Raw genomic sequence first — 21,731 nt, 5'->3', positions numbered from 1 at the left:
AGTGTCTCCAACGCCAGTGGCTCCAACGCCGGCGCCGCCAGATGGCCCGGCACCCGGCTCAGGTTCCGGGGAGGATACGGCGCGTTTCGTAGGCCCACATCGCGATCTCGACCCGGTTGCGGGCGCCGAGTTTGGCCATCAGGCTGGCCAGATGGGTCTTCACCGTGCTGAGGCTGATGTGCAGTGCATCGGCGATCTCGGTGTTGGTCAGCCCGCGAGCGACGGCGAGGAGCACCTGCTCCTCGCGGGCGGTGACGGGTGAGACCGGCTGGGCCACGGGCCGGCCGGCCGGCAGGTCCGCGAATGCCTGGAGCAGACGGACGGTGACGCTGGGCGCGATGAGCGCCTCACCGCCGGACGCCGACCGTACGGCCTGGGCCAGAAGGTCTGGCCCAGTGTCCTTGAGGAGGAATCCGCGGGCGCCGGCACGCAGTGAGCCGTAGACGTACTCGTCGAGGTCGAACGTGGTGATGACGACCACGGCCAGCGGGTCGGCGACGCCCGGGCCGGCGACCAGCCGGGTGGCCTCGAGCCCGTCGATTACGGGCATGCGGATGTCGAACAGGCAGACGTCGGGGCGTAGTTCGCGGGCCAGCCGTACCGCTTCCCGCCCGTCGGCGGCCTCGCCGACCACCTCGATGCCGGGCTGGGCGTTCAGCATGATCCGCAACCCGGTGCGGATGATCGTCTGGTCGTCAGCGACGAGGACGCGAATGGACACCGCTCTCGCTCCTCGCTCTCGGCAGTTCGGCTTCGACATGCCAGCCCCGGTCGGTACCCGGGCCGGCTCGTAGTGTGCCGCCGAGCAGGGTCGCGCGCTCGCGCAGTCCGGTAAGTCCGTATCCGTCGCGACCCCGGCCAGTGCGCCGGCCGTTGTCGCGCACGCTCACCCGTACCGTGTGCCGCTCCGCGGCGACCCGAACGACGAGCTCGGTCGCGTCGACCGCATGGCGCAGCGCGTTGGTCACCGACTCCTGCACGATCCGGTAGACGGCCGCGTCCACGGCCGGGGGCAGCGCGTCCAGTTCGCCGTCGAGCCCCAGGTCGACCCTGAGGTGACCACCCGGGGTGCGCACCAGGCGCTCCAGATCCGCGACTCCGGCAGGGGGCGCCAGCTCGGCGCCGAGCCCGCGGTCGCGCAGCGCGGCGACCATGGCGCGCATTTCCTCCAGCGTGCGCGCCCCTTCCTCCTCGACCCCCTCCAGCGCCTCGACGGCGGCGGACGGGTCGGTGCCCGCGAGCACCCGGCCCGCCTGGGCGATGATCACCATGGCCGACACGTGGTGGGCCACCGTGTCGTGCAGTTCCCGGGCGAGCTGCTCGCGCTCGCGGGAGCGCACCTGCTCCAACTGCCGCTCGCGGGCGGTCACCCGGAACCGCACGGCAGCCCCGACCACGCCGGGCAGCAGCAGGAAGACGAAGCCCACGACCTTTTCGACGACCGGGGTCCCGTCCGCGGCGACACACAGCGCGCCGGCCGCGAGGATCACCGCGCCGCCCAGCACGATCTCGCGTCCCGATCCCCACCGGGGCAGCGCGTACACCAGCACGAGCACGACCGAGCCGGTGTACAGGCCGACGGGCTCGCGCGGTGCGGCGACGAGCGAGGCCACCGGTAGCAGGACCACCGAGCCGAACGCCAGCGTCACCGTCGCCAGCGGGCGGGTCCGGCGCCACAGGGGCAGCAGGCACAGCCATACGGCCAACACCACCGCCACCGGCCGCCACACGACGTTCTCGCGCAGGGTGGCCTCCAGCGCCACACCGGCAAGGCCCGCGGCGAGCAGCGCCCAGTCCCGCCGCACCCGGGCGGGTGCGTCGGGCGGCCGGGGTTCGGTCCACAGGGTTCGCAGGTCGTCTCGGAGCACGGTTCTCAGCCTAGGGATCGCACCGTGCCGCGCATCGGCCGAAAGGACGGGTCGTCACTCCGCCCCGGGGCCGACGGATCCGCGGCCCGCGGGCCGATGCCGCGGAGCGCCGTGGCGACGAGCCTCGGGATCGGCGGCCGCACTAGGACGGCCGCCGAGGTGGTTGGAGGACCCGATGCTCTCGAAAGCCCTGTTGCGCCTGGGCGCAAGCGCCGCCCGCCATCCCTGGCGGGTGATCGCGGCATGGCTGGTCGCCGCCATGCTTGCCGTCCTCGCCGCCCTCGCCTTCGGCGGGCGGACCGCGGACTCGATGACCGCTCCGGGACTGGACTCCCAGCGGGCCGCGGAACTGATCGAGCAGGCCGGCACCGGCCAGGAGGGGATGACCGCCCAGGTCGTCGTCACCCCCCGCGACGGCGGTGCGACGTTCTTCGACGGCGACGGCGCTCGCACCGCTCTCACGCGGCTGCAGACCGAGGTGAAGCGGCTGCCGCACGTGCTCGGCACGAGCGACCCGGCGGGGGCACTCGACGCAGGCCGGGACAGTGCCGTGCGCGGCGGACTCGTCTCGGCCGACGGGCGGATCGCGGTCGTCCGGGTGCAGTACCCCGACCAGAGCCGGCTGTCGGCCGAGGACCTCGACGCCCTCGTCGGTCTCGGCGACCGGCTGCGCGCCGAGCTGCCCCTGCGGATCGAGATGGGCGGGAGCCTCTTCTACGCCTTCTCCGATCCCGACGGCGGCGCAAGCGAGTTGATCGGGCTCCTTGCCGCCGCCGCGATCCTGTTCCTGGCGTTCGGTTCGCTCGTCGCCGCCGCGCTGCCGATCGGCATGGCGGTCTTCGGGCTGACCGTCGGGGTTGCCGCGATGACGGTACTGGCGGGGGTGACGGACGTCCCCGCCTTCGCACCGGTCCTGGGCAGCATGGTCGGGCTCGGAGTGGGCATCGACTACGCGCTGTTCGTGCTCGCCAGACACCGGGAGTACCTCGCGCGCGGGCTCGATCCACACGAGGCGGCCGGACGGGCGGTGGCCACGGCGGGGCGGCCCGTGGTCTTCGCCGGCGGCACCGTCGTCGTGTCGATCCTCGGCATGGCGGTCGCGAACGTGCCGTTCATGACGGTGGGCGGCCTGGCAGTCTCGATCGTCGTCCTGACCATGGTGCTCGCGTCGGTGACGCTGCTGCCGGCCTTCCTCGGCGCGGCCGGCCCGCGCCTGGCCCGGGCCGGCCGGATCGTCCGGGCTCTGCAGACCGGGAGGCCGGGCCGACTCGCACGGCGGCGGGACCCGGCGGCAGGCGCCGCCCACGCCGCCGGGTGGCGTCGCTGGATCGGGCACGTCAGCCAGCACCCGGTGCCGTACGCGGTCGGCGCGGCGGGGCTGCTGCTGACCGCGACGCTGCCCGTGCTCGGCCTGCGCGTCGGCCTGCCCGACGACGGCTCACTGCCGCAGAGCCGTACCGAGCGCCGCGCCTACGACCTCGTCGCCGAGGGGTTCGGCCCGGGCACCAACGGTCCCCTCGTCATCGCCGCGGACCCCTCCGGTGATCCGGGAGTAGTGGACCGTCTCGTCACTGCGGTCGCGGCGGATCCGGGCGTCGCATCCGTCGCGCCGACGCACGTCGATCGGGCCACCGGCATCGCGACCCTCGTGGTGTTCCCGACCACCAGCCCTCAGGACAAGGCCACGGCCGGCACCATCGCCCGGCTGCGCACCGACGTGCTGCCCGCGGCGATCGGGCACGGCCCGGCCAGGGCCCACGTCGGCGGCGCCGCCGCGAGCCTGTCCGACGTGGGCCAACGCACCAGCCAACGCCTGCCGGTGTTCGTCGCCGCCGTGCTGGCGATGTCGTTCCTGCTGCTGATGCTGGTCTTCCGCTCGATACTCGTACCGCTCAAGGCGGTACTGCTGAATCTGCTGAGCATCGGCGCGGCCTACGGCATCATGGTCGCGGTCTTCCAGTGGGGCTGGGGAGGCGCACTCATCGGGCTGGAAGCGACGGTTCCGATCGTGTCGTTCATCCCGATGTTCCTCTTCGCCATCCTGTTCGGCCTGTCGATGGACTACGAGGTGTTCCTCCTCTCCCGCGTACGCGAGGAGTACCTGCGCACCGGCGACAACGGCACGGCGATCGTTGAGGGCGTCTCCGGCACCGCCCGGACCATCACCTCGGCCGCCCTCATCATGGTGGCGGTCTTCCTGTCCTTCGCCGTCGCCGAGGACCCCTCCGCCAAGATGTTCGGGCTCGGCCTGGCCACCGCGATCTTCATCGACGCCACGGTCGTACGCATGGTGCTGGTACCGGCGACCATGACGCTCCTCGGCCGGGCCAACTGGTGGCTGCCGACGTGGCTGGACCGGATGCTTCCCCGCGGCCCGGTCGCCACCGACGGCACCGGCGCGGAATCCACGGGTGAAGCCCCGCGTCCACGGCTGGTCGACCGTTGACTCAACTCCTGCCCGCCCTTGGCGTCCGGCACCTCAGCGCGTCACCTGGGGCATACCGAGTCGTGATCATCGGGTGGTCCTGGCGAGGTCCTTGATCCAGATCATCGAGGCGCGAGGGTGGAGGCCGGCGGGGTGGCTCGCCGGGGTCTTGTCGAACCGGGTGGCGATGCCCCGCGGGGCGGCGGCCGGGGCGGGCGCCCGCCGAGCCGTGGCGGACCGCCGGAGCCCCGGTCCGGTCCGGTGCGGACGGACCGGGGCTCAGCGGTCGACGGCTCAGGCCGTGGGGCCCAGACGGGTCCACGGGTTCTTCGGGTCGGACGCGTTCGGCGTGTCGCCCTTGGTCCAGTACTTGGCCCTCCAGTAGTAGCCGCCGTACGAGACGGCCGTGCGCGTGCTGCCGCCGGGATCGCCCGCGACGACCGGGGTGCCGGGTGCGGTGCCGCTGTTGCGGGGCTCGGCGACGTAGTCCGGCTTGCCGTAGTCGCTGCCGGGGGCGAAGGACTCCAGGCCGTACGAGGCGCCGTGGGTGATCGAGGTGACGGCGTTGCCCTTGTCGTCGCGCAGGTGCCACCACTGGCCCGGGGACATGTCGCAGTCGCGCACGCTCAGGGCGGCCTGGGGGGCGCGGGCGTCGAGGCACTGTTCGTGGCCGCTGGTGGTGCTCTTGATCCGGTACCAGCCCGGGAAGTCGGGCCACTCGGCGGCGACGGTCCACAGCTGGTTGGCGTTGTCGTCCTGCCTCTCGACCAGGTGCGCGGTGTCCCGGCCGCCGGGGTGGTCGAGGAGGTTGCCGCTGTTGACGTCCTCGACCTTGTACCGGTCCCCGGTCTGCCACAGGGTGAACGGGGCCCACGCCGGGTTGTAGGTGCGCCCCGGGTCCCAGGCGTCGGCCTGGCAGCGGGCGCCGTCGCCCTGCGGGGCCTCGGCGGCGGTGGTGGCGCGGCGGTGGTCCTGGGCCAGGCCGTACTCCGTCCCGTTGAGCCCGATGGTGAAGTTCGCCGGGCCGGTGATCGGCAGGTAGTACTTGATGCCGATGTCGCGCGCCTTGCCCGGCGGGAGCTCCTCACAGGTGCCGAGGGTGAGGGTGACGCGGTGGAAGTCGGCCTTCAGCCCGCCGGCGTTGGGGCCGGTGCGGCCCGGCTGGACGGCGTCGGTCAGTTCCTTCCAGGCCTCGTCCTTGAGCAGGGGCGTCGTCGAGGTGGGGATGTCGAAGGAGATCCGGGTGCCCGCGGGCAGCGTGGCGGCGGTGTTGTTGGTGATCCGCAGCTTCGGCTGGATCGGCCACATGTCCTTGACGTCCGTGGGGTAGTCGACGAGTTCGGCGCTCACGTCGAGGACCTGCTGCGGCAGTGCGGTGTCGGCTCGTTCGGCCTTGGCGGGGCCGGCCTGGCGCAGCGCCGTGTCCAGGGTGGTGGTGAGGTCGTACCCCATGCCCCACTCGCCGGAGGGGCGCTTGGCGTAGTCCCCGGCGAGTTCCCAGATCATCGCGCCGCCGATGCCCTGGTCACCGATGTACTGGGCCTTGGCCCGGATGGAGCGGTCGTTCTCAGTGGAGAGGAAGACCTTCTTGTCGGGGTTCCACAGCCAGGAGGACTCCAGTGCGTCGCTGTACTTCTCCTGGTAGGTGCCGCGCAGCTGGACGGACGCCCGGGTGGTGTCGAGTCCGTACGCGGCGAGGTAGCCGGGGGTGCGGCCGTCCTGGAGGTTCTTCGCATGCCACAACGGGTTGGAGCCGGCCGGCACCTCGCGGCCGTTGTCGGTGTCGTGCCAGAGGTTGTCGATGCCGATGGCCCCCTCGCCGCAGGGTGCGCTCGCGCCGCTGCCCTGGGCGCCGTTGCCCTTGCCGCCGGTGCCCGGCGGGCAGGCCTGCTGTTCGGCCATCGTGGCGTGGCCCCACAGCCCGTCGGTGCCGCCGGTGACGTCCTGCCAGCCGCGGGTGTAGTAGGGGATGCCGAGGTTGATCCGGGACGGGGGCAGTGCGCCGCGGTAGTAGTGGTAGGCCCAGTCGGTGTTGAAGTAGCCGTGCTTCTGGAAGTCCTTGGTGTCGGGGGCCTGGTCGTCGTAGATGCCGGCGGCCGCGAGTTCGGCGTCCCGTCCGTCGTCGTAGAGGGGGGCCTGCGGGCCGACGAAGTCGTTCCAGGAGCCGTGCAGGTCGTAGGTCATGACGTTGACGAAGTCCTGGTACTTCAGCGCGGACTGGGCCTCCTGGCCGCGGACGAGGTAGCCGGAGCCGGAGACCGCGGAGGTGAGCAGGTAGTAGCGGCCCTTGGCGGCGCCGGCCCGGTCGAGGGCGCCGCGCAGGGTCTTCATCAGCGCCTCGTATCCGGCGCCGAGCCCCTTGCGGCGGGCGTCGGCGACCGGCCAGTCCCGGGGGTTGCCGGCCTGCGGGAGCGCGGTGGGGTACTCGTAGTCGATGTCCGCGCCGTCGAAGCCGTACTGGTCGAGGAACTCCGCCACGGAGGCGGCGAAGGTGTCGATGGCGGGCTGGTTCACCGAGCCGTCGGCGCGGGTCGTCAGGGTGTAGAAGCCGGAGGACTCCGCCCAGCCGCCGACCGAGATCAGGGTCTTGACCGCCGGGTGCTCCCGCTTGTAGCGGGTGAGGAGGTTGAAGTGGCCCTGGTAGGGCAGGGCGGGGTCCATCTCGGCCCCGGCCGTGCCGGGCCAGGTCGTCCCGGTGGCGGGGTTCCTCGGGTCGGCGGTGTCGCCGACGGAGATCCGGTCGTTCTCGACGTGCGCGAACGCGTAGTTGACGTGGCTGACCTTGGACCAGGGGATGTTGTTCACCAGGTAGGGCGCGGAGCCGTCGGCACCGGTGCGCCAGCCGGTGAAGTAGCCGACCGTGCGGCGGCTGCGGCCCTGGCCGACCCACTCCCGGCCCGATCCGTCGTAGACGTCGCAGTAGCGCGGGCTGGTGCCGTCGACCGGGGTGAGGCCGTCCGGGCGGCAGTCCCCGCTGGACGCGGGCTTGGTGCCGCGGTCGTCCGGTGCGGTGTCGACGGGCGAGCCGGCGTCCGCGGACGCGGGGGCGTTCCCCCCGTCGGAGGCCAGGACGGAGAACTCGGCGGCGGCGGTGCTGGTCGGCACCTCACCGTCGAAGACCGTCCCGCACAGCCCCCGCCAGCCGGCGCAGATCCGCTCCGGTCCTTCGAGGACGCGGTCGTTGGTGCCGCCCGGGTCCAGGGCGAGCTTCACGTACTCGTTGCCCTTGAACAGGTAGGCCGTGCCCGGATCGCGCGGGAGGCTGAACGCGGCGTCGATGTTCTCGGTGAACGCGGGTGCCTTCCGGGCGAGTTCGCCGAAGTTCTCACTGATGGGCTTGGGCCCGTTGACGACCTGGTCCTTCGTCCCGTCGATGGCGACCTTCATGCGCAGGTAGCTGTCCCCGCTGAACATGTACATCTCGTCGCGGGTGCCCGGGACCGGAAGCACCGCGTCGACCTTGGCGCGGAACGCCGCGAACTGCGGCCCCGCCAAGGGGAGGAACGCGTCCTCGACCGGCTGCGGCTGCACCACCCGACCCACCTTGCGCAGGCCGTCCACGGGCTTGAGGCGCCAGTAGCTCGGCAGTCCGGTGGAGCTCGACGGGAGCGTGAAGCCCAGGACCGTCCCCCCGCTGCTGGGCAGCGTCGTCAAGGCGTCGGAGGTCCCGCCGGGGATCTCACCCGAGGCGATCGACGTGACCCTGGCTTCGGCCTCCTGATGCCGGTCCGGGCCGAAGGTCATCGTCGTGGTGAGGTTGCCCTTCTGCAATTCCACGCTCGCCAGGCCGGAGCCGCGGCCGTCCAGGGAGACCGCGGCGTCGATCCCGGACGACGACTCCAGCACCATCGGCGTCGGGTGGCTCGTGCCGTCCACGTTGCAGGACACCTCGTCGAACAACACCACGTCCGGCCCTCGGGAGTTCAGCTTCCACGCGCAGTGCCGCCACTCGTCGGAGGGCGGCTCGGTGCCCTCCGCTCCCAGGTAGAGGATGGGATTGCCGTGGTCGGTGAACACGGCGCGGTCCGTGGCGTTCCACGGGGTCCCGTTGGCGTCGAACCGCCAGAGCTGTTCCTTCGGCGGCCTCCCCTGCGCGCAGCGCTTCTGGACGAGGTCCGGACGGTCCGAGGGCCCGGTCTCGTCCGGGGTCGTCGCGGACAGGCACATTTTCGAGTGGAGATCCATCAGCCCCGTGTACAGCAGGCCGTCCGGCTCGCGGAACGGCGAGAGCTCCACGAACATCCCCGACATGGCCATCCCGCTGTCGCGACTCTCCCGGAACCGCGAGTACGTCTGGTTCTCGTACACGGGCACGACGAGCCGCCCGTCGCCCCGGTGCTGGAGCGAGTGGATCGGAGCGCGCTCGCCCCCCGCGACCATGGGGGCGAAGAACACCGCGTCGTGGTCCCGCCCGGTGCCGTCGGTCATCCAGCCGGTGACCTCCTGGCGGACGGCCAGGACCATGGCCTCGTCGTTGGTGACCATGTAGTCGAGTTCACGGCCCCGCACCTGGGTGGCCTCGTCCGTGTGGACCAGGTGCAGGTCGCCGGCCGCTGCGCCCATCTCGTCCCGGGCCTGGCGCATGGTGGTCCCGGGCAGGGTGTTGAAGTCCCCCATCACCGCCCAGCTCCGGCCCTGCACGGCCGGTGCCGTGGCCACCGCCTGGAGGATCCGACCGGTGTCGTTGCGACCGGCCTGCTCGTTGTTCGCGTGGATGTTGAAGAACCAGGTGTCACCGAACCGGACTCCCAGGACGGGGCGCTCACTGCCCGGCGGGTGCAGGAGGAGGTAGGCCTCGGGCTCCTCCTCGGTGACGAAGACCAGAGCGCGGTTCTCCATGTCGTTGTTGATCTGGGCGACGTGGTAGGTGCGGGGGTTCGCGCGGTCGGGGACGGTCCAGCGGAACCGGCTGAGGATCTCGCCCTCGACGGCATCGGGATCCCACGGGGCACCGGGGCGGGTCTCCGCTCCCGGCTGCAGGAAGTCGCGGCCGAGCAGCGAGAAGTCCTCCGGGCTCTGGTTGGGATCGTCCCACCTGCCCACCCCGGGGTCCGTGTCGGGATGCTCCTGAAGGGCCAACACGTTGTCGCCTGTCGCCAGTAGTCGCGGTATGACGTCCCTCCAGCGCCTCCCGGTGGCCTGCATGTTCCAGGTCGCCGGCCGGAACTCGTGCACCGCCGCCTTGGCGGGCTTCGCCGCCACCACGGCCAGCAGTTCGGCGAGCAGGGTGAGGACCAGCAGCACCGGGAGGAGTCTCGCCGGGAGTAGCCTCGCCGCGGTCGGTGCGGGCCTTGGGCGCTGTGCGCGCGTGGTGTTCATGCCATCCCTCCTGTGGACGAACCTCGGAGGGGGCAGCATCACCGGAGCTGGTTGACACCCGATCAACGGCCCGCCGGCCGGGGTTCAGGGCCCGGGGAGGTCGAGGGTGGCGACGGCTCCGCCGTCGGGGGCGTTCGCGAAGGTCAGCCGGGCGTTGAGGACCACCGCCTGCCCGGTGGCGATGGTGAGGCCGAGGCCGTGCCCTTGGCCGCGTTCGGCGGCCCCGGTGCGGAAGCGCTGCGGCCCGTCGGCAAGGAGGGCGTCCGGGAAGCCCGGTCCGTGGTCCCGCACCGTGATCCGGCTGCCGGTGACGGTGACCTCGACGGGGGCGGTGCCGTGCCGGTGGGCGTTGGCGAGGAGGTTGGTGAGGATCCGCTCCACGCGGCGCGGGTCGGTGCGGACGGTGGCGGGCGCCGTCAGCCGCAGCCGGACACCGCCGTCGCCCTTCCTGCCCACCTCGTCGATGAGATCTCCCAGGGGGACCTCGTCGAGCCGGGCGCTCTCGGCGCCGGCGTCGAGGCGGGAGACCTCCAGCAGGTCCTCCACCAGGCCCCGCAGGGCGCGGACCTGTGCGCGGACCAGGTCGGTGGCCTCATCGTCCTCGGGCAGCAGACCGGCGGCCGTGACCAGGCCCATCAGCGGGGTGCGGAGTTCGTGGGCGACGTCGGCGGTGAAGCGCTTCTCCGCGGCGAGCCGGCCCTGCAGCGTCGCGGCCATCTCGTCCACGGCCGTGGACATCTCGGTGATCTCGTCCCGGGCGCGGCCCCGGCGGCCGATCCGGGCGTCGAGGTCGCCGTCCGCGATCCGGCGGGCGGTCCGGGACCCGTGGCGCAGGCGCCGGTTCATCCGCTCCGCCGCCAGCACGGTGACGGGGACGGCAACGGCCAGGGCTGCGAGGGCGGCCTTGACGATGCTGCGGTCCAGCAGTTGGAGGCTGCGCACGGTGGCGCTCATGTCGGTCCGGACGGCGAGCACCTGGCCGTCGCCGACCGGGACGGCTGCCCACATCCAGTACCAGTTCGGTGCTTTGACGTCGTACCACAGGGCGTACTCCCCCGGAACCTTCGAGCCTTCGAGGGCCTGGGCCAGCGGCTGGGGCAGGTCGGTCCGGGGCTGGAGGGAGGCGTTGTCGGGGCGGCGGCCGGTGCGGGAGAACTCCTGCTGGGCGGCGCCCAGTTGGGCGATCGCCAGGTCGCGCCCGGTCCGGTCGCCGCGCTCCGCGGTCGCCTGGTGGACGAGCACGCCGATCACCACGGCGACCGCACCGCAGGCGAGCGCGACCAGGGCGGTGATCTTCCAGCGCAGGGAGCGCGGGTCCAACGGGTGCGGGCCGGTGCGTCGTGTGGTCATCGCGTCAGCTCCGCAGGAGTTTGTAGCCGAAGCCCCGGACGGTCTCGATGCGGTCGGCGCCGATCTTCTTGCGCAGCCGTACCACGCACAGGTCGACCACCCGGGTGTCGCCCTCCCAGCCGTAGTCCCACACCTCGCGCAGCAGGCGGCGGCGGTCCAGGACCGTGCCGGGGTTCTCCGCGAAGACCAGCAGCAGGCGCAGTTCGGTGGGCGTGAGGGCGACGGCACGGCCGTCCAGGCAGACGTCCAGGCCGCGCGGGTCGATGGTCAGGCCGCCGAAGGTGAGCAGGTCCGGCACGTCCTCGGCGGGCAGGTGCCGGTGGCGACTGCTCGGCTCGCCTGCCGCGATCGGCTCCTGCCGCACGGGCTCCGCAGCCGGGTGGTCGCGGAAGGTGGCGCGGCGCAGCAGGGAGCGGATGCGGGCGACGAGGACGGGGATGTCGACGGGCTTGACCACGTAGTCGTCGGCACCGGCCTCCAGGCCGGCCACGACGTCGAGGGCGTCGCCGCGGGCGGACATCATCAGGATGGGGGTGAGGGTCTCCTCGCGGACGCGCCGGCACAGGCTGATGCCGTCGAGGCCGGGCAGCATCACGTCCAGGATCAGGACGTCGTGTGCGCCGGCCCGGACGGCGTCCAGGCCGTCGAGCCCGTCCCCGGTGACGTCGACCTGGTAGCCGTAGCGTTCCAGTGCCAGTTGGACCGAGCGGCGGATGACCGCGTCGTCCTCGACGAGGAGCACGTTGACCGCTTCGGGTACTCGGGTGGCGGACAAGAGCTCTCCGGTGTCGTCGCCTGGGGTCGGGTCATCATTCCAGCACGTCCGGGGCCGGTTTCCATTGCCGGGGGCTGCCGTGCGGAGGTCGCCACCGGGGGCGGTGCGGGCGGGCGGGGTTGTCACAGCCGCAGGGACGCCGCGACCGGGAGGTGGTCGCTGCCGGTGTCCGGCAGGGTCCACGCGGAGCGCGGGGTGATGCCCTTCACCAGGATCTGGTCGATGCGCACCACCGGGAGGGGCGCGGGCCAGGTGAAGCCGAAGCCGTCGCCGGCTTCCTGCTGGGCCGAGCGCAGCGGCCCGGTGAGCGTGTGCAGCGCGGAGTCGTCGAAGGAGCCGTTGAGGTCGCCCAGGACGACGATCCTCGCAAGCGGCTCGCTCTGTACGGCCGCGGCGAGCCTGGCCGCCGCCTCGTTGCGGGCGGCGGTGGTGAATCCCGCGTCCAGGCGCACCCGGACCGAGGCGAGGTGCGCCGTGTAGAGGGCGACGGGGCCCTTGGGAGTGAGGACGGTGGCGCGCAGGGCCCGGGTCCAGGGCATGATCTCCACCGTCTCCACGTCCTGGAGCGGGTACTTGCTCCACAGTCCGATGCCGCCGTGGACCTGGGAGTAGGCGTAGGTGGCGGCCAGCTCGCGCCGGTAGGTCTCCTGTGCTCGGCCGGCCAGTTCCTCCACCGCGACGACGTCGGCTCCGGAGCCGGCCAGGGCGCGTGCCGTCCGGCGTGGGTCGGGGTTGTCCTCGTTCACGTTGTGGCTGACGACGGTGAAGTCCCCGCCGCCTGTGCGCTTGTCGACCAGGGCGGGTGCGAACAGGACGGTCCAGACAAGGGCGGGCAGCAGGACGGCCACCGCTGCCAGGGCGGAGCGCCGTAGTGCCGCGAGGAGGAAGAGCAGCGTGATGCCCAGGCCCGACCAGGGCATCACGGTCTGCCAGAGGCTGACGAGGTTGGCCGGGCCGTTCGGCAGCCGGGGGCTCAGGACCATCAGGGCGGCGAGCACGGCGGCGGCGCCCGCGAGCAGCCGCCCGCGCCGCCCTGCGGCACGTCGGGTTGGACGGGGCGGACGGGTCGGACGGGCCGGACGGGTCGGACGGCGAAGGACGCGGTCGCGAAGTACGTGGTGGAGAGGGACGTGGTGGCGGACCGTCCGGCGGCGGGGCCTGCGCCCGCCGCCGTCGCCGGGCCCGTGGGCCGACGTGGCGGTGTCCACGGCCGGGGGTGTCGTCGGAGCCGTGCCGGTGCGCGCGCTCATGCCCACTCCTGCCGGCCGCCGTCGAGTGCCGGCAGGACGCCGGGCAGCTTCTGCCGCAGGGCGTCGACGAGCCGGCTGCTGCGCTCCAGGGCGGCCCGCAGGCCGTCGGCGGGGGTGGTGCCGGCGCGCTGGCCGAGCACCACGCCGTAGACGAGCCGGCGCTCCGAGCCGCTCTTGCCGTCGGCGACCTCCAGCGCCCACATCAGGTTCCCGCCGGCCGAGGTGGTCGAACCGGTCTTCAGGCCCACCACCCCGGGCAGGTCGAGCAGCCCATTGGTGTTGCGCAGCGGTGCGGCGCGGCCCGGGAGCGTGGTGTCGCGCAGGGCCACGGTGGCCCGCAGCGCCGGGTCCTTCATCGCCTCGCGGGCCAGTTTGAGCTGGTCGGCGGCGGTGGACACGGTCGTGGCCTCAAGGCCGCTGGCCCCGGTGTAGGTGGTGCCGGTCATCCCTAGCCGGGCGGCCTGCGCGTTCATCCGGGACACGAACGCCTCCTCGCTGCCCGCGTCCCACCGGGCCAGCAGCCGGGCCACGTTGTTGGCGGAGGGCAGCAGCATCACCTCCAGCAGCTTGCGCTGGGTCAGGCGCTGCCCGGCGGTGACGGGGGCGGTGGACTCGTCCACCGAACCCGCCTCCGCGGCGGCCTGCGCGTCGACCGTGATCGTTGGCCCGTCCTCACCGTCCTTGAGCGGGTGGTCCCTGAGAACGACGTACGCCGTCATCACCTTGGTGACGCTCGCGATCGGCACCGGCTGCTGCGGTCCTTTGACGCCGAGCACGCCGACCTTCGCCGCCGCGACTGCCGACTGCCCTTCCTGCGGCCACGGGAGACCGAGGGCGGCGATCGCCTCGGGTGCCGGCAGCACCAGCGCCCCGCCGGCCCGGGTGTCGTTGCCAGTGGCCGCGTCGCCGCCCTGGCGGGTGGCCAGCGCGCCACCGCCGGCTCCAGCCCCGGCGAGCAGGACAACGGCCAAGGCCCACAGCGTCCTGCGGCGGACCCGGGGAAGCCGACCGGGCGCGGTACGCCGGTCTCGGTCTTCGGATTGCGTTTCGGATTGCGTGGGGACTGACACGACGGCGGCCTCCCGGAGCCAAAGGGACAGAGCCCCGGGGCGGTGGCCACCGGGTGTGCCTACAGGCTCCGCGACCGGCACTTCGGCCCGGTCGTAGCGCGGCTTCCGCCAGCGCGCAGTCGTGTATCAACCATGTACCGGACGACCGGTGTCGGAGGCCGGGCAGGAATCCGGGCAGGAGTCCGGGCCCGTCGGGTACCCGGCCTCGTCAATCTCCTTGGTCAGCAAGCCGGGCACCTGCCGCTGCGCCCACAGCGGCGGGGGCCCCTCCTCGGGACGCGGCCACTCCGACACCTCGGCGGCGTTCCCCACCCCCCGAACACCCCACCGGGCCGGGCGGACCGGCGTACCGGCCCGCCGCCGAGGCCACGGAATGCTCCTCAGCCGCTTCCGCCGGGCAGTGGGCGGCCGACGGGGCCTGCCACGCACGCGGTGGCCCCTGTGGCCGTCCCCAATGGAGAGGAGCAACTACAGGGGCCGGCTGGGTCAGTGGCCGACGTAGCCGATGACTTTGGCCACGACTTCGGTGATCTCCGGGCCGCATCCCCCGGGGGAGCGGCCGGTGAATTCCAGGGTGTAGTGCTCGTCGTTGGCGATGAATCTCTGGTTGCCGACGGGGGTGAAGCGGGTGCCGTTGGGTGTGAAGGAGGCGTCCACGGGGACTGAGCCGGTGCTGAACACCTGGACGCCGTAGTCCTGTTCACCCATCGCAGTGGCGCACGCGGGGTCGGTGTTGCGGGCGTGCCTCCAGGTGACGTCGACCACCGCGCCCCTGTCCACGTCGAAGTCCTGGGAGATGGCCCCCGCCCCGATGTCGACCGCCTGGTAGGTGTACCGGGTCAGGCCGGTGCTGTAGAGCGTCACCCCGGACTTCTTGTTCGGCCCGCTGACCAGCCAGGCACCACCGATGTCCTCTCCGGCGTCGAACTCCACATAGCCTCCCGCGGGGGCGGTCGGCTTGGAGAAGGTGCCGTTCGCGATGAGGTTCCCGGCCGCCGCCGCGGGGTGGACGGCGGCCGCGGTGGCCAGAAGGGTGGCGCCCAGGACGGCACCGACTGACGCGCGCTTGTTCATGCCTTTTCCTTCACGTTGAGAAAGCGGACCGCCGTCGCCGCACTGTGGCCGCCTGGACGGGAAGCGTCCGCAAGGGGGAGTGCCTGATGAGGGCGGAACCCGCTTCAGGCAGATCGATCCGGGCTGCCCGCTGGTGGGGCCGCCCGAGGGAGAGCCGGCGAACCGCGCCTCCCACCGGGGCGGCACGGCACGCACCGTTGCACGAGCCAAACTCGCTCGCAGCCGCACCATGCGATCTCCGGAACGCCCCCTGACCGAGAAGCCCTCTTCGGGGCGGGCGGCTCCCGGCGCGGGGCACCCCGTCGAGCGGTCGCGCCCCGACCGGGAGGGCGGCGGGGCGTTCGTGGCCGGCGGTCCGGGCATGGACGCCGGTCATACGGGGGAGGCGGCGGGCGCCTCGGGCGGGCGGCGTCGCCCGCGCAGTGGACGCTGCCGAGAATGTGGCGTGGCGCAGACCGGCAAGGAGGGGCGGGCGCCCTCAGGTCTCGAAGGCACCCGCAGGTCGGCTCACTGTCAGAAGATGCTGAAGATCGGGACGATGCGTCCGCGGGCTTCGGAGGAGAGGTACTGGTCGCCGCCCTGGTACTTGGCGGAGATGCCGGAGAACTCCCCGGAGATGGAGGTCCCGAAATCGTTGAAACTTCCCTCCTCCATGACGGCGATTCCATGGTCGTCGGTCTGCGTCGTGGTGAGGTACTCACCGAAATTGCCGACGTACCAGTCGATGTCCTCGAAGGGCAGCGGCTTGCCCTTGCTGGTCAGACGGCATTTGGCTCTCGCGGAAAAGGTCTGAAGCCTTCCCTTGGTCGTTTCCACCGTCAGGCTCGTCGACTGCTTCACCGCCGGCTGCACTGTCTGCACGTTCGACGTCGTCTGCGACGGCTGAACGTCGTCAGATCTCCTCGGAGACATAGCAACTCCCTGTGATTGAATGACCAACGCCTTTTAGTGCGTCCAAGAACAACATCTCACGCTTCTACATGGTTCGTACTCGTACCGAAGTCGCTCCGCAACGCACTGTAATCGAAACCCGAAGAAGGACCCTCCAGCTGGCCGACCTTCGGCTCAGCCGCGACAGCGTCCGCTGCTGCGCGTCGAGGCCGACGCGGACGCCGACCGGCATCGGCAGGTTCGGGCCGGCGTGCCCGAACTCGACGTTGCCCAGGACCGGGACGTCGCGATCGCCGAGGACGTCGAGGACGATCTCGGCCAGGGCCGGGGACGCACCGGGTTCGAGTCCACCGATGCCGCGCGGCACGCCCACGACCGTGCCGGAGATCCGGTCGAGGATGCCGCTGTGCCGCAGCACCTGCAGGTGATGAAGCTCTCTGAATCTGAATCTGGTCAGTGTTGCTCCGGCTCCTCGGTTCCTTGATGGATGGATGGCCTGGGGAGTGGGGTGAGCGGGATGACCCTTTGCTGCTGATCGGATCGGCGAGACCATGCCCGCGCGGATGAGTCATCGGAAGCGGCCTGGGACTTCGCACGCCGCGGGTGGCTTCGAGGGGCTGCGGGAGGCGTCCCGTCGGCCGCGGACCAGTCCGACCAGGTTGCCGGCGGAGGTGGAGGCCGGCCGGGCTGGTCGCCTCCAGCAGGTCGGCCAGGCGCTCGGCACGCTCGGCGGCCGCCTGGTCGTGGACGGCGGCGAGCGCACTCATCGGGCCACCCAGCCGGCAGCGGGGTCGCCGGCGGGCACGGCGGCGGCCGGGGTCGGCCCGTCGGTGCGGGCGGGCGCGGTGTCCGGGGGCACGGGCTGCAGGACTGCCACGTCGGCGACCACCCAGGCGGCGTCCTGCGCGCCCTCACCCCAGCGCACGTGCGCGATCCACGGACCGGGACCCGGGCGGCGCAGGGCTGTGACCAGCCCGGAGCACCACCGGCCCCCGGTGCGGACCCAGGCCAGCCGCCAGCACCGGTCGCCGCCTCCCGGATCGGGAGCGCCGGCCATCTCGGCCGGCACCGCGGCGGCGTCCCGCCACCGGCCGAAGTACGGCCCGGCAACCGGCGCCGGGCCGGCGGGCTCGGGCAGCGGGCGCACCGTCTGCTCCGAGTAGAGGTACCAGCCCCAGGCCTGGCCGTCGGATGCGGCCGCGTCGTCGCCCCAGCGCACGTGGACCACCCAGCGCGGGCTGCCGGGCGGACGGCGCCACACCGCGAGCAGCCCGGGCCGCCACCGGCCGCCGAGCCGGACCTCCACCAGGCGCCACCTGCGCACGTCCCGGGAGGGGCCGGGCAGCGTCATCAGCTCCCGCGGCGCCCGCTCGGCGTCCCCCGGCTGCGCGTCGGGATACCGGGGGCGGGAGAGCGGCACGGCTGAGGTCATAGACTCAGTATTCGACAATTTGTTCGAGTGATCAAACGTCAGCTACCCCGCCGCCCGCCAACCGGTTGCGCCGAGCCACGATAGGTGTTCACTTCGACACGCAAACTGTCACCAAGATCGAATCGATGGCGTGATGACAGTGCCGGAGCCGCAGGCCGCAGTGCGATCCGGTGCGGTTGAGGGTTGGAGTCCTCCCGGCAGGCCCGGGACTGGCTCACGCCGCGCCGGCCCAGGGTGCTGCTGCGTGCCTGGGCCGAGGGCCAGCACCGCCTGTGGCTCGGCTACGAGGCCGAGGGCGCCCGCCCGTTCGGCCTCGACGCCGACGAGCACGCCGCCGTCCTCGCCCTGTGCGACCTCAGCGACGACGAGCGAGCCCAGGCCATCCGGTCGTAACCGGAAGCGGCCCGCCGCAACTGCTGATTCAGCAGACGGCGAGCCCCCGCCGACCGGCAGGATCTGACCCGCGACCACCGACCGAGGAGACCCCGTGCTGCCGTACCCGAGCCCGATGGACCTGTACTTCCGCTGCCCCGACTGCACGCTGACCGCACAGCCCGACTCCTCCGAGCACCCGACCGACCCGGCCGGGCCCGGCTGGACCGGGGAGACCGCCGAGATCCGCTGCTCCGAGTGCGGGCACCGCCACCGGGTCACGGCCGACCCAAGGGTTGCCGCCAAGCAGGAGTGGATGACCCCGGTCCTTGCGGTTCGGTGGCGGACCGATGGGTGGCCGGCGACCGTCGTAGACCCGGTCCCAAGCCTTTCCCCACTCGTCGATCGCCTCCTCGGACTGCCCGCAAGCCCTCGCGATCGCCTTGACCACCTCGCGCTTCGGCCGCTGACCGCGCAGGACCCGGCTGAGGGTTGACCTCTTGCAGACCTTGCCGACGCCCTTCCGCAACAGTGTGCGCTGCGAGGGGCCACCCGAGTCCGTGATCAGCCTCCCGAGTTCGTTGGTGAGGTGGTGGGGTCCACCACCGCGTGGAGCCCCGGTGTCCATGCAGGATGTCCTGGCCCCGCCTCGTCGGCCGGGCCGGTGGCGGCTTCGGCGACCGCCGGGCTGGCCCGCTCGATCGCGGCCTCGATGTCCTCGTCGGCGGCGAGCGTGGCCTTGATGGCGTCCCGGATCGCGACGGCCCGGCCGGCGGCGGGTCAGGTCCGAGGCTGAACCACCGGCTCCCGAACCCCCATCACTTAAAGAAGGGCCGTACGACGTAGGCCACGAGAATTAGAAACCGCCCGGTCACGGGCTTGTGGTGGAGAGGGGAAACAGTAGCGGAGTTGCCCAACCAGCGCAGATGGCGCGTCCACCAGTCCGGATCCGTTTCTTCGCTGTTGGCCAAAGCCCCTCTCTGGCTCAAAGTCGAGGCATGACCACCACTCAGAACCCACAGGAGCCCACCACGCCCACCACGGCTGACCTGATGACTGACCAGGAGCCCTTCCTGTCCCTGCACACCACCGTCGTCCTGCTCACCGCGATCGTGATCGGCTTCGTCATCGGCGGCCTGACCACGTTCACCGGTGTCCCAGTCGCTGCCGCCGTCATCGCGGGGACCACCAGCGCCGGCGTCAGCATCCCCGTCCTGCGAACCCTCATCCGCTGAACTGGTGGAACAGACGGCGTGCCCTCGGCGCCAGGGGTCTGAGGGCACGCCGCCCGGCCCCGTGCGCTCGTACCGCCCGCACACGGCCCCGCTGATCAAGTAAGTACCGGCGGCTCCGCGACCTACCACGACCTCACTGCCGAGCCGAACGGCGCGGCCGATCCGGAGAGGCTTGGCGCTCTCCTCAAGGCTGGTCCTTGATCGGAATCTGCTTGATGTACCGGCTGAGGAACCGCATCGCTCCCTCCGAGATCCGGATGTCCACACCGACCTGGTTACCCATCGAACCCTGCCGCACTTCGACCAGCTGGCGTCGCTCCAGCAGCTGGAACATCCGTTCAGGGATCCGCAGTTGATAGAGGTTGCGGCCCTGGGCGACCGCTTCGGCGTACTGGGCGCCTTCTTGGGAGGTCAGATACAGTTCCCGGTCGGCTGCGGGCGAGCCGCTCTGGTAGGTCACGAGGATCCGGCCGCCAGGATCGTTCATCAGCCGTTGGACGGCCGCCTCGAGATCCATCCCGGCGATTTCCGCTTCCTCCTTCTCGGATTCGGCGGCGATCTTCGCGAGCCCGGAACCGAGGGTGATCTGCCGCCAGTAGTTCATCAGCAACGGCGCGGCGAGCCGCAACGCCAGCGCGCCGACTGCGGCTCCCACCACCACCGCGCCGACCCCGCCGAGCTTGTCACCGAAGTTGTTCGGGAACACCTCGCCGGGGCTGTACGCCTGAGGATGGACCGCGGCCACGAGGTCGTGGGTGAGCAGGGCGATCTGCGAGTTCTTGCCCACCCGGGTGTTGTCCCAGGCTCCGCCCTCGATCGCCATCAGGTCCTGGACGCTCCGTTGGGTGAGCCGTGCGAGGATGTCATCGGTGTTGAACGCGTTGAGCACTTCCGCGACGACCCGCCAGTTCTTCTTGCTGTCGGCGTCTCTCAACCGCGCGTCGAGCCCCTTGACGTAGCCGCGGTTGTAGTCGTCCATTCCCGGCCTTGCAGCCACGACCTTCTGCTGCCCGCTCAGACCGTGCTCGTAGCCCTTCCGGTACTCCTCCGATGCCTCGGTCGGCTCAGCGGGCGTCACTGATCCGTGAGTCGGGTCGACCTGACGCGCGAGACTCGGCGCGCTGCTTCCTGCCACGGTCACCGGGCCGGTACCGGTCGAGAACTCCGCGGCCGCCCGGTCGGCAACGCGGTCCAGGGCCGAGCCCGGTTCGGGTGGGGCGACCGCACCACCTCGGCCCTGCTGCACGGCGTGGGCGATTTCGTGAGCGAGCAGTCGGCGGCCCTCAACGGTCGCAGGGTCGTAGCGATTCGCACCGAAGGCGATGTGTTCGCCGACCGTGTAGGCATGCGCGCCAACCTCCCGTGCCGACTCTGCGGCGTCAGCGTCGGCGTGGACGCGAATTCCGCTGAAGTCCCGGCCAAATCGACGCTCGACGGTCGCCCGCACGGCATCGTCAAGGGGCTGACCGGCGGATTCCAGAACCCTACGGACCGACTCCGGGACCGGTGCGGGGTCCTTGCCGACCGGCACTCGACGCACACGCTTGTGCTCCACCGGCTACCTCCGGTTTCGAGATACTGCCCTCGCTCAGGATGCCCTGCGGACGTCACACCTGCGCATCCCAATTCCAACCGATGGCCTGCTGCCAACTCGACCACTGTCGCACACCCGTGGGTGTCGGCGCTGACATCGGCGTGGAGTGGTGCTTTCGCGGTCGGGCATGAGTCTCCGGTAACTCACCGTGCCACAGAAGAAACAGTACGCATGTTCTCGGGTTCCTCGCGGGAGCCGGGGGCCTTCGCCCACCCGCCCGGCATCGGCCGGATACCGATCTCAGTCCCACCACCCCTCGCCGGACTGCCAGCGCTGCACCCACTCCAGGAAACCCCACGGCTTGTCGGCTGGCGCCAGGGCCCCGCGGCGGCGGTGACGCAGGAGGGGTTCGTCGTCGCGTTCGCTGCAATGGCCGTGGAGCTCGCCGTTCAGGCGGCGGTGAGTGTGCGTCAGCTTCGGCGCTGGGAGGCCTCGGATCCGCCGCTGCCGCACCCGGGGCAGCAGGAGGTCTTGGAGGCGCTGCTCGGTGTCCCGTTGGAGGAGCTCGGCTTCGAGGTGCCTGCCGAGCGGCGCGGCGCGCAGCGGGTTGGCGGGCATCGCGGCGGGGTGGAGCGTCGGCGGTTCGTGGTGGACGTCGGCGCTATGGTCGGCGCGGCGGCGCTGCCCGCTGCCCGGTCGGGCGGGCGGATTGGGCGGTGGATGTCGCGCTGCTGCGCGGTGAGGTGTCCGGGCTGTATGCCATCGATCATGCTGCGGGCGGGCGCGTTCTGCCTCGGACGGGAATGGCTGCGTCAAGAGGGCGTTGACGCTGCGACCGCCGCCGCCCTCATCCCAGTGCCATCCCTGTCCGTCACGCCGGAGGGGAAAGATCCCGTAGTGCGGGCCGGCCCCGCCTGCGCCCACTTCCAGGAGGAATCTGCGATAGGCCGCGGGGAAGGACACGTCGAGCTCTTCCTCGGCCTCCGCCACCTCGCTCTCGGTGAGCGGCGGATCGAGTAGGAAGCGATGCCCGGAGCCTTGCCAGCGGGCACCGAAGACATTCTCGGGGAACGGCGCCTTCCCCAGCGCCAAGACCTGCTCACGCACTCCGGACCAGTTCAACTCTGGCCTCATCA

Annotated in this window: 17 protein-coding genes; 3 read left to right on the top strand and 14 right to left on the bottom strand. The window is 71.9% G+C overall.

All coding sequences use genetic code 11. The features are described 5' to 3' along the window. Positions 1–58: 58 nt before the first annotated feature. Together ACGFZP_RS31340 and ACGFZP_RS31335 are read right to left on the bottom strand one after the other, a co-directional pair. On the bottom strand, positions 59–721 hold the full coding sequence (locus tag ACGFZP_RS31340; RefSeq protein WP_392939453.1) for a response regulator: 663 nt from the start codon (positions 719–721) through the stop codon (positions 59–61). Further along, positions 696–1,868: a sensor histidine kinase gene (locus ACGFZP_RS31335; RefSeq protein ID WP_392939452.1), complete on the bottom strand. Its 1,173-nt coding sequence runs from the start codon at positions 1,866–1,868 to the stop codon at positions 696–698. Before ACGFZP_RS31335 ends, ACGFZP_RS31340 begins: the two co-directional genes overlap by 26 nt. A 175-nt stretch (positions 1,869–2,043) precedes the next feature. Between ACGFZP_RS31335 and ACGFZP_RS31330 the strand changes: the two genes are divergently transcribed. Continuing rightward, positions 2,044–4,314, top strand: a complete 2,271-nt coding sequence (locus tag ACGFZP_RS31330; RefSeq protein WP_392939451.1) for an MMPL family transporter — start codon at positions 2,044–2,046, stop codon at positions 4,312–4,314. Between the two features lie 273 nt (positions 4,315–4,587). On the opposite strand, the gene ACGFZP_RS31325 is transcribed toward ACGFZP_RS31330, so the two are convergent. The 9 genes from ACGFZP_RS31325 to ACGFZP_RS31285 form a co-directional block, all read right to left on the bottom strand. After that, complete coding sequence (locus tag ACGFZP_RS31325; protein ID WP_392939450.1) at positions 4,588–9,612, bottom strand: glycosyl hydrolase family 18 protein; 5,025 nt, start codon at positions 9,610–9,612, stop codon at positions 4,588–4,590. A gap of 84 nt (positions 9,613–9,696) precedes the next feature. Then, entirely contained in the window at positions 9,697–10,962 is a 1,266-nt protein-coding gene (locus ACGFZP_RS31320; protein ID WP_392939449.1) for a sensor histidine kinase, read from the bottom strand. Between the two features lie 4 nt (positions 10,963–10,966). Further along, complete coding sequence (locus tag ACGFZP_RS31315) at positions 10,967–11,737, bottom strand: response regulator transcription factor (protein ID WP_392939448.1); 771 nt, start codon at positions 11,735–11,737, stop codon at positions 10,967–10,969. Between the two features lie 122 nt (positions 11,738–11,859). Further along, entirely contained in the window at positions 11,860–12,735 is an 876-nt protein-coding gene (locus ACGFZP_RS31310; protein WP_392939446.1) for an endonuclease/exonuclease/phosphatase family protein, read from the bottom strand. Between the two features lie 248 nt (positions 12,736–12,983). Beyond that, a complete protein-coding gene (locus ACGFZP_RS31305) occupies positions 12,984–13,958 on the bottom strand; it encodes a D-alanyl-D-alanine carboxypeptidase family protein (RefSeq protein ID WP_392939445.1) in 975 nt (324 codons plus the stop codon). 585 nt (positions 13,959–14,543) lie between these two features. Continuing rightward, entirely contained in the window at positions 14,544–15,131 is a 588-nt protein-coding gene (locus ACGFZP_RS31300) for a hypothetical protein (protein ID WP_392939443.1), read from the bottom strand. A gap of 513 nt (positions 15,132–15,644) precedes the next feature. After that, positions 15,645–15,992 (bottom strand): hypothetical protein, encoded by a 348-nt coding sequence (locus tag ACGFZP_RS31295; RefSeq protein WP_392939442.1) that lies wholly within the window; start codon positions 15,990–15,992, stop codon positions 15,645–15,647. Between the two features lie 115 nt (positions 15,993–16,107). Then, positions 16,108–16,575, bottom strand: a complete 468-nt coding sequence (locus tag ACGFZP_RS31290; protein ID WP_392939440.1) for a hypothetical protein — start codon at positions 16,573–16,575, stop codon at positions 16,108–16,110. A gap of 210 nt (positions 16,576–16,785) precedes the next feature. Beyond that, the gene (locus tag ACGFZP_RS31285) at positions 16,786–17,454 is read right to left on the bottom strand and encodes a hypothetical protein (RefSeq protein ID WP_392939438.1); all 669 of its coding nucleotides are present in this window, start codon (positions 17,452–17,454) and stop codon (positions 16,786–16,788) included. Between the two features lie 183 nt (positions 17,455–17,637). Between ACGFZP_RS31285 and ACGFZP_RS31280 the strand changes: the two genes are divergently transcribed. After that, complete coding sequence (locus ACGFZP_RS31280) at positions 17,638–17,847, top strand: hypothetical protein (RefSeq protein WP_392939436.1); 210 nt, start codon at positions 17,638–17,640, stop codon at positions 17,845–17,847. 28 nt (positions 17,848–17,875) lie between these two features. Here ACGFZP_RS31280 and ACGFZP_RS31275 read toward each other — a convergent pair whose 3' ends face one another. Beyond that, positions 17,876–18,454, bottom strand: a complete 579-nt coding sequence (locus ACGFZP_RS31275) for a helix-turn-helix domain-containing protein (RefSeq protein WP_392939435.1) — start codon at positions 18,452–18,454, stop codon at positions 17,876–17,878. Positions 18,455–18,824: 370 nt separating this feature from the next. On the opposite strand from ACGFZP_RS31275, the gene ACGFZP_RS31270 reads away from it, so the two are divergent. Continuing rightward, complete coding sequence (locus ACGFZP_RS31270) at positions 18,825–19,061, top strand: hypothetical protein (protein WP_392939433.1); 237 nt, start codon at positions 18,825–18,827, stop codon at positions 19,059–19,061. A 184-nt stretch (positions 19,062–19,245) separates the two neighbouring features. Here ACGFZP_RS31270 and ACGFZP_RS31265 read toward each other — a convergent pair whose 3' ends face one another. Beyond that, positions 19,246–20,616 carry a DUF4157 domain-containing protein gene (locus tag ACGFZP_RS31265; protein ID WP_392939431.1) on the bottom strand — a complete coding sequence of 457 codons (1,371 nt, stop codon included), beginning with the start codon at positions 20,614–20,616 and terminating at the stop codon, positions 19,246–19,248. 279 nt (positions 20,617–20,895) lie between these two features. After that, positions 20,896–21,702, bottom strand: coding sequence for an SMI1/KNR4 family protein (locus tag ACGFZP_RS31260; RefSeq protein ID WP_392939429.1), 807 nt, complete (start codon positions 21,700–21,702; stop codon positions 20,896–20,898). Positions 21,703–21,731 lie beyond the last annotated feature (29 nt).

The organism is Kitasatospora sp. NPDC048239, assembly GCF_043202015.1.
GTDB lineage: Bacteria > Actinomycetota > Actinomycetes > Streptomycetales > Streptomycetaceae > Kitasatospora.
This window is presented reverse-complemented; position numbering and strand designations above follow the sequence as displayed.